The following is a 14090-nucleotide window of genomic DNA, read 5'->3' as shown; positions in this document are numbered from 1 at the left end:
TCCTCTCAACATGACGTCTCACGCGTCATCGACCACGAGGGACGCGGCGGCCGCCTGCGGCAGGGCGGCCACGACCTTCGCGGCGATCCAGTTCCAGGCCTCGCGCTCGGCGGGCCCGGCCGTCTTCTCGACGGCGATGCGGTGGTGGTGCAGCTCGGCCAGCACGGTCTCGGGGTTCAGCATGTGCAGGCGCGTCGACAGGATCGCCGCCTCCAGCACCGCGTTGACCGCCCGGTTGTGTCCGAGGAACGGCCGGTGCGCGTGGGCCTGCATCACCCGACCGCGGAAGCGCGGCCGGACGGGATCGTCGCGCACCTCCACCACCTGCAATTCCATGTGACCGTAGGCCTCGGCCAGACGCGGCACCGGGATGGCGCGGCACGGCACGGTCGCCCAGTCGCGCCGGCCGGTGACGCAGCCGGCGATCACCCGGATGTCGGCGGGCACGGCGGCGGCGAAGAACGGCACGGCCTCCAGGTTGGCGATGGTCGGCGAGGGCCGGAAGGGGGCCACCCAGAAATCCTCGCCGTCCTGGATCAGCCCGAACGGCACCAGATGCACGGCCCCGTCGGCCGCGACCGTCGTCACGATGGTCTCGAGGATCAGCGGCACGGCTCTAGGGTTTCCCGCTGTGGCGCGTATGGCCCGGGGCCTTGAAGCGGGTGGTGTCCTCGACCTCCGCATCCATGGCGCAGCCCCAGTCCAGCGCCTCGTCCTGCACGTAGCGCTTGCCGAGCCGCCAGGCCAGCTCGGCCTTGGTCAGCTCGCCGCCGAGATAGAAGGCGTGGGCGCCGTCAGCCTCGACGCGGAGATCGGGGAAGAACGCCATCGCGTCGCGCCCCACCTTGTGGATGTCGCGATTGTAGATGTGCACCCCGTCCTCCGCGACCGCCACGCGGTAATTGGGGTCGCGCACCTCGGCGGCGAGGGCCGCGATCTCGTCCGACGTCTGGGTGTAGGGACGCTTGTCGTGGAGCGCCAGCAGCGCCCGGCCATAGCCTTTGGGGAGCGCGGCGTCGGCCTTCGCGGCGTACATCACCCGGCGGGCGGCATCGTGCTCCTCGACCGTGCGGCGGGTGTGGTTCGAGACCTGCACGATCAGCACGTTGCCGATCGACAGTTCCGAGCACACCCCCATCAGGAGCGCCGTCACCCCGAGGCTGTCGGCCTCGGTGAGCTCGGTCAGGTTGCCGGTGCCCATCATCATGGCGATGTCGGGGTGGCGGCGGCGCGTCTCGTGGTAGCGCACCAGGGAGGCGGCGAAGCCGAAATGGATCGGCTCGAGGATCGGATCGGCGATGAAGGGGCGGCCCGCACGCTGCATCCGCTCGATCGCCCGGTCGAGGGAGGGCAGGTCGTCGGGGCGCACCGGCACCAGCACCGGCACCGCCTCGGTCTCGAAGGCGAGATCGAGGGTGTCCTCGTTGAGGCTGAGCAGGAAATCGGCCCCCGCCGCCGCACCCTGCCGCAGCTCGTCGGTCGAGAACGAATCGACGCTGACCGCCAAACCCTCGGACTTCAGCAGCCGCACGCTGTCGGCGAGGTGCGGGAAGGGGGTGTCCGGCAGCCCGCCGAGGTCGATCACGTCGGCCCCGCGCCGGGCGAGGTCCTTGGCCCGGACGAGGATTTCCTCCGGCGAGAGCCGCGGCGCGTCGACGATCTCGGAGAAGATGCGCACGTCGTGGCGCGACAGATCCACCGTCCGCCCGGCGAGCCCGAGGAAGACCGGCAGGTCGACGATCTCGTCCGGCCCGCGCTCCACCGGCAGGCCGAAATGCGCCGCGAGCGCCGCGACGTCGGCCCGGCAGCGCCCGGGCAGGATGATCCGCGTCGCGCCCTCCGGCATCGTGACCCGGCGGCGGATGATCTCCTCCGTCATCAGCGCCGCGACCTTCACGCCGGCATCCGCGATGGTCCAGGCGAAGCGCTCCGGCGGCAAACCCGCCGCGATCTTCTCCAGCCGCGCCTTGGCGAGGCGCCCGGTGACGAAGACGAGGTGCTCCCTCACGCGGCGCACTCCGCGACCGCCTCACGGCACAGCCGGTCGCCGCTGAGGGACCGCAGCACGATCCGGCCGGGGAAGCGGGCCGCGAACCCTTCGAACGCGGCATCGACCAGCCCGGCGCGGGCAAGCTCCGCCGGCCCGGCGCCGGGCGACGGATCGGCGGATTTCACCAGCAGGCAGGTTCCTGCGCCGAGGCGGGTGGCGAGCCAGAGCGCCAGGCTGTCCGAGGAGACGCTCCAGTTCTCCGGGATCTCCGGATAGCCGACCTCGAGCGCCGACGGATCCCAGACCGGCACGCGGCCGGCGGCGAGGCCCTCGCCGGGATCCTGCGTCACCGCGAGGCGCGGCTCCAGGGCGGCGAAGATCCGGGCCATGCCCGCCATGGCATCGAGCGCCAGCCGATGGGCGAGGGGATCGGGGAAGCCGAGGGCTCCTTGCGTCGCCCGCACCGCATCGGCCAGGGCCCCGCCGCCCGGCACGATCGCCACCGGTCCCTCGGCCCCATCCGCGAGGGCGCCGAGCAGCCGGCACAGCCGGGCCCGATCGGCCACGAGGCTGCCGCCGACCTTCACGACGCTGAGTGACTGCCTCATGGTCCGTGTCCCGTGCGTGGACACACCTAGGCCGCCTCGGAGCGGGGCACGACCGCGGCGAGGCGTCGCGCTCCTTCCGCGATCCGCGCCGGGTCAAGGCGGCCCTTCCGGTCGGCCGCCGCGCACAACCCGCCGCGAAAGCCGAGATAGCCCGGCCCGAGCGCCGCCAGCACCGGGATGTCGTCGAGGGTGAGCGAGCCGGCGAGGCCGGAGAGCAGGCCGTGCGACCGGCACGCCGCCACGAAGGCGGCGAGGCGCGGGAGGGCGACGTGGTCGGTGAGCCGCCGCCCGTCCTTGCCCCTCGTGTCGATCATCGCGCCCGAGAAGCCGGCTTCGGCGAGCGCCGGCACGTCGGCGCCCTCCGGTCCGTCCTCGGCGAAGAGGACGGCGATCACCGGGATGCCGGCGGGCAGGGTCAATCCCGCGACCTCGCGCCCCGGTGCCCAGGCGATCTTGAGGTAGCGCACCCCCGTCCCGGCGAGCGCAGCCAGGCAGGCGGTGGCTTGCGCGCCGTCCTGCGGCTCCCCCGCCACCGCACTCGTCAGCCTGTCGCCGGAGGCCGCCACAATCGCCCGCACGGTCTCGGGAAGAAGCGCCCCGAGGGCACCGCGGTCGGGATCCTTGGCATCGATCAGGTCGGCGCCGTGATCGCGGGCGAGCGCCGCCTCGGCGGCATCGCGCACGCTGACGAGGAGACGGACACGGGGTGAAGACGGATCGGGCACGGGGATCAGGACCGGTTCGGCAGCGGCTCGGCGAAGAGGCGGTTCTTCACCAGCGAGCGCACGCCGTGGAGCCAGGTCTCGTCGGTGTCGCCCTGAATCACCACCTGGCCGCCGCGCAGCACCTTGCCGCTCCCGGCCTCCGTGATGGTGACGGTGAGGTTGAGAACCTGAGGGGCACTGCGCTGGACGTAGCCGTAGACGACGTAGGCCGCCCCTGCCGCCTGGGCGATCTTCTCGGCACAGCCCTCGCACTTGTAGAACGGCGCGTCGCGCCGGATCGCGGCGGCCTGCGGCGTGAGATCCACCGGCTCGAGCCCGCGACCCGCCACCTCCCGGCGCAAGGCCTCGCTGGCAAGGCCCAAGCGCCGAGCATCCTCCGGCTTCACCGGCCGCGGCCCGATCGTGCCAGGCTCGGCCAGCTCGATCCCGAACACCGCCGCCGGACTTTGCGCGGCGGCGGCCGGTAGGCTGACGAGCAGGGCCGCGAGGGCGGAGAGGGCGCGAAACGACAGCATCGCCCGACCCTCGCATGACGGCGCGGGGAGGCGCAACGCGCTCGCGGAGGGACCGTCTTCGGACTTTCGGGTGAGGGCTGGTGGGGGCCGACTTGCCCTCTTACGGAATCCTCATCGAAGAGGCGTTGAGGCCGCGGGAGAAACCCTGGTAGCGTGCCGCCCGCATGGCACAGTTCCGCAAGGCCACCCTCGTCTCCCTCGGGCTCCTCGCCGGTCTGGCGGCACCGGCCGCTCTCGCGCAGGCGCCGGTCCCGCCGCCCGCGGCCACCCCGCAGGCGTCGGAGATCCGCATCGGCCTGATCTACCGGCCGGCCCCGGCCGCCTCATCCTACGACGCGCAGGCGGCCCCCGAGGACGAGGGACTGGCCGGCGCGAAGCTCGCCATCCAGGACAACACCACCACCGGCCGCTTCGTGCGCCAGAGCTACGCCCTCGACGCGGTGGCGCTGGGCATTGCCGCTCCCGGCGAACCGCCGCCGCAGAGCCCGGTGGAGGCCGCCCGCAATCTCGCCGAGAAGGGCCTGCGCTTCATCGTGCTCGCGCTCCCCGCCGACGAGGTGCTGGCGGTGGCCGACGCGCTGAAAGGCTCGGGCGTCGTTCTGTTCAACGCCGCCGCCCCCGACGACCGCCTGCGCGGCGCCGATTGCCGAGCCGACGTGTTCCACGTCGCCCCGAGCCGGGCGATGCAGACCGACGCCCTGGCGCAGTTCCTCGCCTTCATGCGCTGGCGCAAGCTCTTCCTGATCACCGGCCCGCAGGACGGCGACAAGCTGTGGGCCGAGGCGATGAAGCGCTCGGCCAAGAAGTTCGGGCTCCAGATCAGCGCGGAGCGGCCCTGGACCTTCGGGCCGCTGGCGCGCGCACGAGGCGATACGCCGACCCGGGCCGAGGCCCTCGTCTTCACCCGCGGCCTCGACTACGACGTCGCGGTGGTGGCGGACGAGGCCGGCGACTTCGGCGACTACGTGCCGTTCCACACCGTCGATCCGCGGCCGGTCGTCGGCACGCAGGGGCTGATCCCGACCACCTGGCATCCGACCCTGGAGGTCTGGGGTGCCGCCCAGGCCCAGAACCGTTTCCGCCGCCTCGCCGGCCGGCTGATGCGCCCCCTCGACTATCAGGTCTGGGCGTCGGTGCGGGCGGTGGGCGAGGCCGCGTTCCAGAAGAAGACCACCGACCCGGCCGCGCTCGCGACCGCCATCGCCGATCCGGGCTTCACCCTGCCCGGCTACAAGGGTGTGGCCCTGAGCTTCCGCCCCTGGGACCACCAGCTGCGCCAGCCGCTGCTCCTGGTGCAGCCCCAGGCCCTGGTGGCGGTGGCGCCGGAGCAGGGCTACCTGCACCAGCGCACGCCGCTCGATACGCTGGGGATCGACCTGCCAGAGACGCAGTGCAAGCTGCCGAAATCGTGACCCGGCCATAAGTCGGTCTCGCCCGCGGCGTCGCGGCGGGCCAGTTAAGATCACGAACGGAACGCGCGCAGAGCGCGGCCGGAGGGAGGACGAATGAGCCGTCACCGGATCAGGCCGGCGCAAGCCGCACTCGTCGCGGCCGCACTCGCCGCTGCTGTTCCCGCCCACGCCACCACCGTCTATGTCAGCAACGAGAAGGGCAACTCGGTCAGCGTCATCGACGTCGACACGCTGAAGGTCACGGCGACCTGGCCCGTCGGGCGGCGGCCGCGGGGGATCACGGTGGGGAAGGACGGGAGCCTGCTCTACGTCTGCGCCAGCGACGACGACCGCATCGACGTGCTCGACACCCGGACCGGCAAGATCGTGCGCTCCCTGCGCTCGGGGCCGGATCCGGAGCAGTTCATCGCGCATCCCTCCGGCAACCCGCTCTACGTCGCCAACGAGGACGACAGCCAGGTCACGGTGCTCGACATCGAGAAGAACAAGGTGGTGGCCGAGGTGCCGGTCGGCGTCGAGCCGGAGGGGATGGGGTTGAGCCCGGACGGGTCGATCCTGGTCAACACCTCCGAGACCACCAACATGGCCCACTTCATCGACACCAAGACCTTCCAGGTGATCGACAACGTGCTGGTCGATGCCCGCCCCCGCTTCGCCGAGTTCAGCCAGGACGGCAAGTGGCTGTGGGTCTCGGCCGAGGTCGGCGGCACTGTCTCGGTGATCGACGTCGAGACCCGCAAGGTGGTCAAGAAGATCACCTTCAAGATCCCGGGCGTCACCGACGAGCAGATCCAGCCGGTCGGCGTCCGCCTGACCAAGGACGGGACCAAGGCCTTCGTCGCCTTGGGCCCGGCCAACCGGGTCGCGGTGGTCGATGCCAAGACCTACGAGGTGCAGAAATACCTGCCGGTCGGCCAGCGGGTGTGGCAGCTCGCCTTCACGCCCGACCAGAAGCTGCTCTTCACCACCAACGGCACCTCGAACGACGTTTCGGTGATCGATGTCGAGGCCTCGAGGGTGACGAAGAGCATCCCGGTCGGCCTGCTCCCGTGGGGCGTCGCGGTCTCGCCGCAGTAAGCACCTTCCCCACCCCCCTTGTGGGGAGGGGAGGCGATTGACCTCCCACCCGGATAGCCCATGCGCGCCCTTCTCACTGCCGTCGCCCTGGCCGCCAGCCTCCTCGGCCCCCACGCTTTCGCCGGCGACCTCACCAGGGGACGCACCGACCTGCCCGACCTGGTCCTCGGCGCCGAGGACAACGACTACGCGGTGCCGGTGAAGGACATCGAGATGGAGGCCGGCAAGTCCTACCGCCTGCGCATCACCGCCAAGGGGCAGAAGGAGTACAAGTTCTTCGCCAGCGAGTTCTTCCGCGGCGTGTGGATGAACCAGATCGTCATCAACCACCTGGAGGTGCACATGGCCGGGCCGCCGCACCACCTCGAATTCGACGACCAGGGGACGATCGCGGTGGAGTTCGTGACGGTGCGGGCCGGCGAGTTCCCGTGGTCGGTGCAGGGGTTGGAGAGCCGGGGCATGACCGGGCGCTTCATCGTGAAGTGACAAGGGTTTGCGGGCCGCAGCAACCCGGCCTACATCGGCCGCAACGACGATCGGAGGAACCCCGGATGCGCCTGCGTCTCGCCGCCCTGCTCCTGCTGACGGCTTTGCCCGCTCGCGCCGACGACGCGGCCGCGTGCCGGGACGGCATCGCGACGATCAAGGCGGAGCTGGCGAAGTCCCCCTCCGAGCCCGTCGCCAGCACCCTCAGGAAGGAATTGCGGATCGCCGAGCGGGAACTCGGCGAGAAGGAGTACGACGAGTGCCTCGACGCGGTGCGCGACGCCCGCAAGGCCATGGGCCGATGAGCGCGGCCCTCGCGGTCGAGGGGGTGAGCCACCGCTTCGGCGCCCGCACCGCGCTCGACGACGTGTCGTTCGAGGTGCCGCGGGCGGCATTCGTGGCTCTGCTCGGGCCGAACGGGGCGGGCAAGACCACCCTGTTCTCGGTGGTGACGCGGCTCTATGCCAGCCAGGCCGGCCGGGTCTCGCTGCTCGGGCACGACCTCGACCGCGAGCCCTCGCGGGCGCTCGCCCGCCTCGGGGTGGTGTTCCAGGCCCGCACCCTCGACACCGACCTGACGGTGCGCCAGAACCTGCTCTACCACGCCGCGCTCCACGGCATCCCCCGCAAGGCGGCGCTGGCGCGGATCGAGACGCTTCTGACCCGCATCGGCCTCGTCGAGCGCCGAGACGACAAGATCCGCACCCTCTCGGGGGGGCAATCGCGGCGGATCGAGATCGCCCGGGCGCTGATCCACGCGCCCGACCTCCTGCTCCTCGACGAGCCCACCGTCGGCCTCGACCTCGAATCCCGCGCCGACATCGTCGCCATCGTGCGGGCGCTGGTGCGGGAGGAGGGGCTGTCGGTGCTCTGGGCCACCCACATCTTCGACGAGATCGCGCCTGACGACCGGGTGGTGGTGCTGCATCGCGGCCGCATCGTCGCCCGCGGCCTCGCCGGGGCGTTGAGCGAACCGACGGGCTCCCTCGAGACGGCGTTCCGCCAGATGACCGCCGAGCGCGGGCCGGATGGCCCCAGGAGAGTGGCATGAGCGCAGGGACGGTCCTCACCCCGGTGCGCGGCCGGCTCGATGCCGGCGGCTACCTCATCGCGCTGGCCGGCATCGTGCGCCGGGAGCTGCTCCGCTTCTTCAACCAGAAGGAGCGGTTCTTCTCCGCCCTGGTTCGGCCGCTGGTGTGGCTGTTCATCTTCGCGGCGGGGTTCCGCAACACGCTGGGCCTGTCGATCACGCCGCCTTACGAGACCTACGTGCTCTACGAGGTCTACGTCGTGCCGGGCCTCGCGGTGATGATCCAGCTGTTCAATGGCATGCAATCCTCGCTGTCGATGGTCTACGACCGCGAGGTCGGCTCGATGCGGGTACTGCTCACCAGCCCCTATCCTCGCTGGAGCCTGCTCCTCGCCAAGCTCATCGCCGGCGTGATCGTGTCGCTGATCCAGGCCTACGTGTTCCTCGCCATCGCGAGCTTCTTCGAGACCGACATCCCGTGGGCCGGCTATCTCCTGGCCCTGCCGGCCTTCCTGGCCTCGGGGCTGATGCTGGGGGCGATCGGGCTGTTCCTGTCGTCGCTCGTGCGCCAGCTCGAGAACTTCGCCAGCGTGATGAACTTCGTGATCTTCCCGATGTTCTTCGCCTCCTCGGCGCTCTACCCGCTCTGGCGGGTCAACGAGTCGAGCGCGACGCTGTACTGGATCTGCCAGATCAATCCCTTCACCCACGCCGTCGAGCTGGTGCGCTTTGCCCTCTACGGCGCCTTCAACCCGGTCTCCTGCGCGGTCGTGGTCGGGACCGGGATCGCGTTCTTCGTCATGGCGGTGGCCGCCTACGATCCCGGCCGCGGGTTGCTCGCCCGGCGCGGCGGCCCGGCCGGGGAGGCGGGCTGACCGCCCTTCAACCAGAGATGCCCACGATGCTCCGCACCGCCCTCGCCACGCTCCTGATCCTCTCCGCCGCCCCGGCGCTTGCGCAACCGAAGGCCGATCCCGACTGGCCCTGTGCCCAGCGCAAGGTCTCGACGCTAGGCCCCGGCGCGGTCTGGACCGGGCCCGACCCGAGCCAGGCGCTCACGGACTGGGGCAACGACACCGAGGCGGCCCTGCTCGCGCAGAAGATCGCCTCGCGCCGGCTGCCGGTGGAGGAGGTCGACGGCCTCCTCAATGGCTTCGTGGCGAAGCTCCCGGCGGACCAGAAGGCACTCCGCCTGACCCGGGTCTTCGCCGGGGTGTTCGAGGTGCTGAACGGCGAGCGCGACAAGGTCGTGGCCGGCATCGGCCGCTACGCCCGCGGCCAGCGGGTGATGGCCGAGCGCATCCGCGACGAAGCCGGCCGGATCAGCGAGGTGAAGACCGCGCCGGACGTGCCCGACACCAAGGAGCTCGCCGAGCTGGAGACCCGCTTCAACTGGGACAAGCGCATCTTTCAGGAGCGCAGCCAATCGCTGACCTATGTCTGCGAAGTGCCGACCCTGCTGGAGCAGCGGCTGGGGACGATCGCGAGGAAGATTCAGGAGCGGTTGTGAGCCGGCGGATCCCTCGGCGACGTCTTTAGGACCCTCCGCGTCATCCCGGGGCCGCGCAGGGAGCCCGGGATCAAGACACTCAGGCGTCTCGGGAGGAGGCGAGACGCGTCTCTTTCCGTGGAGAACCACCTGCGGCTCTGGAGCCCGGGCTCTCGCCTTCGGCGAGCCCCGGGACGGCTCTGTGAGGTGGAGACGTTTTCGCAGTTGCCGTGCCGGCCGTCGACCGGCGCTCACCCCACCGGCGCGAACAGCTCCCCCTTGCCCAGGGTCGCGAGGTCGCCCGAATACCGGCGCAACGGCGCCCGCAGGAGCGCCGCCGCTTCCGGCGCCAGGGCCTGCAGCGATTTCGCCAGCAGCCGCAGCACCACGAGATCCTGCCGTCCCGTCTCCACGAAGGTCGGCAGCAGGGCGCCGTGGCGGGCGGCGACCAGGGTGCCGCGGCGCATGCCGTAGCCGGGATAATCGCCGATCTCGTCCGCCACGATCGTGCCGGCGATCATCCGGGCGCCGGCATGCACCCCGGCGCGCTTCGCCACGATCAAGCCGGCGCGCATCCGGTCGCCGAGGCGGTCGCCCGCGCTTCCTCCGATCACCAGCGTCGCGCCGTCGAGCCCGGCCGCCGCGCCGTGGACCGCGCCGCCGGCGCTCCCGGCGGCGTCGCCCGCGATGCGGATCGTGCCGCCCGTGGCCGCCGTGCCGGCGAAGGGGCCGGCGGAGCCGCTGACGGTGAGGGTGCCCCCTCGCATGCCGGCGCCGAGTCGCTGGCCGACATCGCCCTCGACCACGATCCGCCCGGCGGCGAGGCCGGCCCCGACCCGGTCCAGGCGGTCGGTGGCGCCGAGGATCCGTAAGCAGTCCGATCCGTCAAGGCTGATCGCGAAGCAGTCGCCGAGGGTCAAGCCGCGGCGGCTGGTGCCGACGGCCAAGCGGGCGGCCTCGGCCTCCGACAGGCCGGCGAGCCGCGCGGGGTCGAGACCGGTAAGGTCCAGGCGCTCCGGCGGCGCCTCGCGCAAGGTGAGGGTGCTCATGCGGCCTCCCCGATGAGATCGCGGAGGTGGAAGTGGTGGCGGCCGAGATTGCCGCCGTAATTGCCCGCCGTGACCGCGACGAGGCCGAGTTCGCCGCCCGCCTTGGTCGAGGCGTGGAGCGCCGCCCGCATCGCCGCCGCCACGCTTCCCGCCGAGAGCCCGTCGATGACGATCTCCAGCACCACGTCGACCTCCGGCGGCAGGGCCGAGCCGGCGCGGCCCTTCAGGGTCGGGCAATAGGCGTCGTTGGTCGAGGCCATCATGCCCTTGGTGCGCGCCCCGACCTTGGAGCCGGAGCGCACCACGCCGCCCGGGAAGGGCAGGATCGCGTCCGGCACGGCTCGCGCCGCCGCGACCGCGATCTCGGCCACCCGCAGGGTCTCTGCGAAGCGCCGGCCGAGAAACAGCAGGTTGCCGCCGCCGACCGCGCCGCCGACCGTCGGCACGGAATGCTCGCACAGGAACTCGCCGTCCATCACCGGCGTGCGCCAGTAGCGCCGGCCGGCGACCCGCTTGGCGGTGGCGAAGCCGTCGCCGAAGTAGCGGATGGCGCCGCCGAGCTTCAGCGCCTTGCCGACATTGGGATCGTCCCAGGCAATCCCGGCGAAGACCGCGCTGCCCGGCGAGGTGAGCACGCATTGCCCGACCCGGCGCAGGAGCTGGTCCTTGAGGCCGCCGGCATCGAAGCCGAACAGCAGCACCCGCACGCCGGGGCGACCGTCCGGGGTCTCGTCGGGGGAGAGCACGGCGTCGATGCCGGCCTCGGCGCCGCAGCCGATCACCGAGGTGGCGAAGCCCGTCATGGTGGTCGCGGCGATCAACGCCCATTCGGGCGTCTCGGCGGTGAGCACCAGGGCGGTGGCCGCCATGTCGAACGCCTCCGCGAAGGTGTCCTCGACCCGGATGCCGTGGAGAATCAAGTCCGGCATGACACCGCCTCGAAGACGTCACGGCCGGGAAAGGCCGCGTCCGGCACGGTGAAGCTCGACAGCCCGGCGCCGAAGCGGCCCTGGAGGTACGCGTCGGTCCGCCGCGCCATGCCGGCATCAGCCTCGACGGAGAGGGACAGCGTGCGACCGCGGGCCCAGGCGACGATCTCGCCGTCCTCGACGATCACCGCCCCGTCCTTGAGCACCCGGTGGGCGCGGGAAAACATCGCGGTCCGGTCCGGCTGGTCGCGGTAGACCGCGATGTCGGCCCTGGCCCCGGGACGCAGGTGACCGCGATCGGTGAGCCCTAAGAGCTTGGCCGGGCCGGAGCGGGTGAGCTGCGCCACCTCGGTGAGGGTGTATTCGCGCTCGAGGCCTGAGAGGCTCGACCGCTCGGCCGCGACCTTCGGGTGGGCGGCGAGCTCCCGGTCGCGGGCCTCCTTGTCCATCAGGAGGTGGAGGATGCGCGGATAGGCGGTGAACGGTCCGCCATTGGGGTGGTCGGTGGTCAGGATGGTGCGCTCCGGGTCGGGCGAGAGCAGCATCAGCTCGAGCCCGATGGCGAATTGCAGCGAGGAGGTCGGGCCGCGGTCGCGGTAGCGGAACGGCACGATGCCGCCGCCCTCGGCGTCGCCCGCATTGACGATCCATTTGCGCGGGCTCGCCGCCTTGCGGCCGGAGAACTGGCGCAGGATGTCGAGGGAGATCGTCGCGGTCTGGCCGAACACCACCTGGCCGATATCGAGGGTGGCGTTGGGGTGGCGGCTCAAGGCCTCGGCGATGCGCGGCGCGGCGGACGCGAAGCCGCCGGTCAGCGGATTGTCCTTGTCGACGGCGGCGTAGGCGTAGAACTGCGCGTGGGCGAAATGAATGCGCCGCCCTTCCGCCGCCGCCAGGGTCTCGATCAGGCTGTCATCGGCCCCCGGCAGGCCGAGGTTGCTGCAATGGACGTGGAGCGGGTGGGGCACCTTGAGCGCCTCGACGGCGTCGAGGAGCCCGTTGAGGATCGTCCGAGAGGTCAGCCCGTAGGCCGGCACCTCGTCGTCGAGGGAGAAGCGCACCGCCCCGTCCTTGAAGGCGTCGGCGCCGCCGGCATTGATCACCTTGACGCCGAGCGCCCGCGAGGTCGCGACGTTGAGGGCGACGAGGTCGCGCACCGCGTTCGCGCCCGCCCGATCGCGCAAGAGCTGGAGCAGGTGGTCGTCGTTGCCCATCACGCACAAGCCGCCCCGGTCGAGGAGCGGGATCTCGGCGAGTTCGAGCTGGGTCGCCAGCGCGTTGACAGGCGGCATCGCCGGCTCGACCGCGGTGGTGTAGCCCATCCGGGCGTAGAGCATTCCGACGTCGCGGCCGGAGCCGTGCGGGTTCGGCGCGTCGGGCTCGGAGACGCCCAGCTCCGGCAGCAGCAGGCGCGCCAGCACCACGTTGCCGCCGGCGATGTGCGAATGGACCTCGACGCCGCCCGCCATGACGACGCAGCCGGCGGCGTCGATGGTGCGGTCGGGGGCGCGGTCGGAGGGGGCGACGACCCGGCCGTCCTCGACCCAGACGTCACCGATGGCGTCACGCGAGGCGGTCGGATCGATCACCCGGCCGCCGGCGATGCGGGTCAGCATGAGGCGCGCTCCGGGTGCGGGGCAGGAGAAGCAGCGAGCCGGGCCTGGAGCTCGGCGAGGATCGCGGCGGCGGGACTTATCCCCGGCAGCGGTGAACCGGGTTCCCGCTGGGGATCTTGCTGGGGTTCTTGTCGGGGTTCTTGCCGGGGCTCCTGCCAGGCGATCGCGGCGCGGCGCGGGTGCCAGAGGGCGGCGCCCAGGGCCTCGCCCGGCACGCCGACGCCGATCACCACCCGGGCCTCGTCTCCCTTCGGTTCGCCGAGGAGCGCCACGGTCGGGACGGTGCGGATCCAGGTGGGCAGAGGAGCCGGCAGGGAGGCGAGCCAGAGGGCGGCGTCGACCTCGCCGGCGGCGGCCTGGCGCTCCGCATCGAAGCGCCAGGGATCGTGCTCAGGGTGGCCGCGGCCGTAGCCGACCCGCGGACCCTGGCCGGTGCTCCAGGCCGCGACCTGGGCGACGGCCCGGCCCTGGTAGGGGTCGCCGAGGGGCAGGGCGAAGCAGCGGGTGGTCTCGTTCAGGTCCTTGACGAGGCCGTTCAGCATCTCGGCCCCGAGGGCGCCGATCTCGGCGGGGTCGTAGAGAACCACGCCGTAGAGCGCCTCGCGCAGGCGCGCCGCAAGGTCGGCGAGGGGGTGAGGACCGGCGATGCGGCCGGCGACGAGGCCGCGCAGAAGGCCGATCGCCGCCGCGAGCCCGGCCTCGCCGGCCGGATAGGCGATGTGCTGCACGGCTCCGTCCCCGCCCCCCCCGAGGGCGAGGAGCGTGCGGGACCGCCCGGCGGCGCGGCCACGCACCGGACCTTCCGCCGCCAGTTCGGTCACGATATCGGAGGCCCAGGGCGCGGCGCCGAGCGCCAGCACCAGATCGGCCCGCCCGCGCGCCTCGGCCGGGGTGGTCGTCATCGCGCCGCCGGAGGCCAGCGCCCCGAGATCGGCGTAGAGCGAGGATCCTGCGACGGGATCGAGCGAGGCGCCGATCACGCGGGCGAGGTCGAACGCCGCCTGCACGGCTGCCGTCTCGGCGCAGAGCCCGGCGAAGACCGGGCTTCGCGCGCCCGCCAGCAGGGCGGCGGCGGCAGCCACCGCCTCGTCCCGCACCACTGCCTGCCCATTGATCCAGGCTGTCATCCGCCCTCGCTCAACCCCTGCCGCTCGCCCCGCAACT

16 protein-coding genes are annotated in these 14090 nt (G+C 72.1%); 7 read left to right on the top strand and 9 right to left on the bottom strand.

Annotation, left to right across the window (positions count from 1 at the left end):
- Positions 1-18: 18 nt before the first annotated feature.
- From MFF64_RS03790 to MFF64_RS03770, 5 genes are read right to left on the bottom strand one after another with little or no spacing between them, the layout of a single operon-like run.
- A complete protein-coding gene (locus tag MFF64_RS03790) occupies positions 19-612 on the bottom strand; it encodes a DUF447 domain-containing protein (RefSeq protein WP_099908042.1) in 594 nt (197 codons plus the stop codon).
- 4 nt (positions 613-616) lie between these two features.
- Positions 617-2008 (bottom strand): DUF6513 domain-containing protein, encoded by a 1392-nt coding sequence (locus tag MFF64_RS03785; protein WP_099908050.1) that lies wholly within the window; start codon positions 2006-2008, stop codon positions 617-619.
- Positions 2005-2598 carry an amino acid kinase family protein gene (locus MFF64_RS03780; protein ID WP_099908044.1) on the bottom strand — a complete coding sequence of 198 codons (594 nt, stop codon included), beginning with the start codon at positions 2596-2598 and terminating at the stop codon, positions 2005-2007. Before MFF64_RS03780 ends, MFF64_RS03785 begins: the two co-directional genes overlap by 4 nt.
- A gap of 26 nt (positions 2599-2624) precedes the next feature.
- The gene (locus tag MFF64_RS03775; RefSeq protein WP_099908046.1) at positions 2625-3323 is read right to left on the bottom strand and encodes a (5-formylfuran-3-yl)methyl phosphate synthase; all 699 of its coding nucleotides are present in this window, start codon (positions 3321-3323) and stop codon (positions 2625-2627) included.
- A 5-nt stretch (positions 3324-3328) separates the two neighbouring features.
- The gene (locus MFF64_RS03770; RefSeq protein WP_238189689.1) at positions 3329-3838 is read right to left on the bottom strand and encodes a DUF3280 domain-containing protein; all 510 of its coding nucleotides are present in this window, start codon (positions 3836-3838) and stop codon (positions 3329-3331) included.
- Positions 3839-4002: 164 nt separating this feature from the next.
- Between MFF64_RS03770 and MFF64_RS03765 the strand changes: the two genes are divergently transcribed.
- From MFF64_RS03765 to MFF64_RS03735, 7 genes are all read left to right on the top strand, one after another.
- The gene (locus MFF64_RS03765; protein WP_099903769.1) at positions 4003-5250 is read left to right on the top strand and encodes an ABC transporter substrate-binding protein; all 1248 of its coding nucleotides are present in this window, start codon (positions 4003-4005) and stop codon (positions 5248-5250) included.
- Positions 5251-5343: 93 nt separating this feature from the next.
- On the top strand, positions 5344-6327 hold the full coding sequence (locus MFF64_RS03760) for a YVTN family beta-propeller repeat protein (protein ID WP_099903767.1): 984 nt from the start codon (positions 5344-5346) through the stop codon (positions 6325-6327).
- Positions 6328-6387: 60 nt separating this feature from the next.
- Positions 6388-6813 (top strand): cupredoxin domain-containing protein, encoded by a 426-nt coding sequence (locus MFF64_RS03755; RefSeq protein WP_099903765.1) that lies wholly within the window; start codon positions 6388-6390, stop codon positions 6811-6813.
- 65 nt (positions 6814-6878) lie between these two features.
- On the top strand, positions 6879-7118 hold the full coding sequence (locus MFF64_RS03750; protein WP_099903763.1) for a hypothetical protein: 240 nt from the start codon (positions 6879-6881) through the stop codon (positions 7116-7118).
- The gene (locus tag MFF64_RS03745) at positions 7115-7864 is read left to right on the top strand and encodes an ABC transporter ATP-binding protein (RefSeq protein ID WP_238189687.1); all 750 of its coding nucleotides are present in this window, start codon (positions 7115-7117) and stop codon (positions 7862-7864) included. Before MFF64_RS03750 ends, MFF64_RS03745 begins: the two co-directional genes overlap by 4 nt.
- On the top strand, positions 7861-8718 hold the full coding sequence (locus MFF64_RS03740; RefSeq protein WP_099901163.1) for an ABC transporter permease: 858 nt from the start codon (positions 7861-7863) through the stop codon (positions 8716-8718). Before MFF64_RS03745 ends, MFF64_RS03740 begins: the two co-directional genes overlap by 4 nt.
- Before the next feature lie 26 nt (positions 8719-8744).
- The gene (locus tag MFF64_RS03735; protein WP_238189685.1) at positions 8745-9353 is read left to right on the top strand and encodes a hypothetical protein; all 609 of its coding nucleotides are present in this window, start codon (positions 8745-8747) and stop codon (positions 9351-9353) included.
- 230 nt (positions 9354-9583) lie between these two features.
- Here the strand turns inward: MFF64_RS03735 and MFF64_RS03730 are convergent, their stop codons facing one another.
- Genes MFF64_RS03730 through MFF64_RS03715 form a run of 4 tightly spaced genes read right to left on the bottom strand, consistent with a single transcriptional unit; the run spans position 9584 to position 14053 of the window.
- The gene (locus MFF64_RS03730; RefSeq protein ID WP_099901324.1) at positions 9584-10381 is read right to left on the bottom strand and encodes a formylmethanofuran dehydrogenase subunit C; all 798 of its coding nucleotides are present in this window, start codon (positions 10379-10381) and stop codon (positions 9584-9586) included.
- On the bottom strand, positions 10378-11310 hold the full coding sequence (gene fhcD, locus MFF64_RS03725) for a formylmethanofuran--tetrahydromethanopterin N-formyltransferase (RefSeq protein WP_238189683.1): 933 nt from the start codon (positions 11308-11310) through the stop codon (positions 10378-10380). Before fhcD ends, MFF64_RS03730 begins: the two co-directional genes overlap by 4 nt.
- Positions 11298-12926, bottom strand: a complete 1629-nt coding sequence (locus tag MFF64_RS03720; RefSeq protein ID WP_238189681.1) for a formylmethanofuran dehydrogenase subunit A — start codon at positions 12924-12926, stop codon at positions 11298-11300. Before MFF64_RS03720 ends, fhcD begins: the two co-directional genes overlap by 13 nt.
- Entirely contained in the window at positions 12920-14053 is a 1134-nt protein-coding gene (locus MFF64_RS03715; protein WP_099901155.1) for a molybdopterin-binding domain-containing protein, read from the bottom strand. Before MFF64_RS03715 ends, MFF64_RS03720 begins: the two co-directional genes overlap by 7 nt.
- Between the last annotated feature and the right edge of the window lie 37 nt (positions 14054-14090).

Source organism: Methylobacterium frigidaeris (assembly GCF_022179185.1).
Taxonomy (GTDB): Bacteria; Pseudomonadota; Alphaproteobacteria; order Rhizobiales; family Beijerinckiaceae; genus Methylobacterium; species Methylobacterium frigidaeris.
This window is presented reverse-complemented; position numbering and strand designations above follow the sequence as displayed.

Excerpts from the sequence above, each read along its gene's own strand:
- fhcD (WP_238189683.1), bottom strand. The coding sequence starts at position 11,310 with ATGCCGGACTTGATTCTCCACGGCATCCGGGTCGAGGACACCTTCGCG.
- MFF64_RS03780 (WP_099908044.1), bottom strand. The coding sequence starts at position 2,598 with ATGAGGCAGTCACTCAGCGTCGTGAAGGTCGGCGGCAGCCTCGTGGCC.
- MFF64_RS03720 (WP_238189681.1), bottom strand. The coding sequence starts at position 12,926 with ATGCTGACCCGCATCGCCGGCGGCCGGGTGATCGATCCGACCGCCTCG.
- MFF64_RS03735 (WP_238189685.1), top strand. The coding sequence starts at position 8,745 with ATGCTCCGCACCGCCCTCGCCACGCTCCTGATCCTCTCCGCCGCCCCG.
- MFF64_RS03760 (WP_099903767.1), top strand. The coding sequence starts at position 5,344 with ATGAGCCGTCACCGGATCAGGCCGGCGCAAGCCGCACTCGTCGCGGCC.
- MFF64_RS03755 (WP_099903765.1), top strand. The coding sequence starts at position 6,388 with ATGCGCGCCCTTCTCACTGCCGTCGCCCTGGCCGCCAGCCTCCTCGGC.
- MFF64_RS03750 (WP_099903763.1), top strand. The coding sequence starts at position 6,879 with ATGCGCCTGCGTCTCGCCGCCCTGCTCCTGCTGACGGCTTTGCCCGCT.
- MFF64_RS03740 (WP_099901163.1), top strand. The coding sequence starts at position 7,861 with ATGAGCGCAGGGACGGTCCTCACCCCGGTGCGCGGCCGGCTCGATGCC.
- MFF64_RS03730 (WP_099901324.1), bottom strand. The coding sequence starts at position 10,381 with ATGAGCACCCTCACCTTGCGCGAGGCGCCGCCGGAGCGCCTGGACCTT.
- MFF64_RS03715 (WP_099901155.1), bottom strand. The coding sequence starts at position 14,053 with ATGACAGCCTGGATCAATGGGCAGGCAGTGGTGCGGGACGAGGCGGTG.
- MFF64_RS03765 (WP_099903769.1), top strand. The coding sequence starts at position 4,003 with ATGGCACAGTTCCGCAAGGCCACCCTCGTCTCCCTCGGGCTCCTCGCC.
- MFF64_RS03745 (WP_238189687.1), top strand. The coding sequence starts at position 7,115 with ATGAGCGCGGCCCTCGCGGTCGAGGGGGTGAGCCACCGCTTCGGCGCC.
- MFF64_RS03770 (WP_238189689.1), bottom strand. The coding sequence starts at position 3,838 with ATGCTGTCGTTTCGCGCCCTCTCCGCCCTCGCGGCCCTGCTCGTCAGC.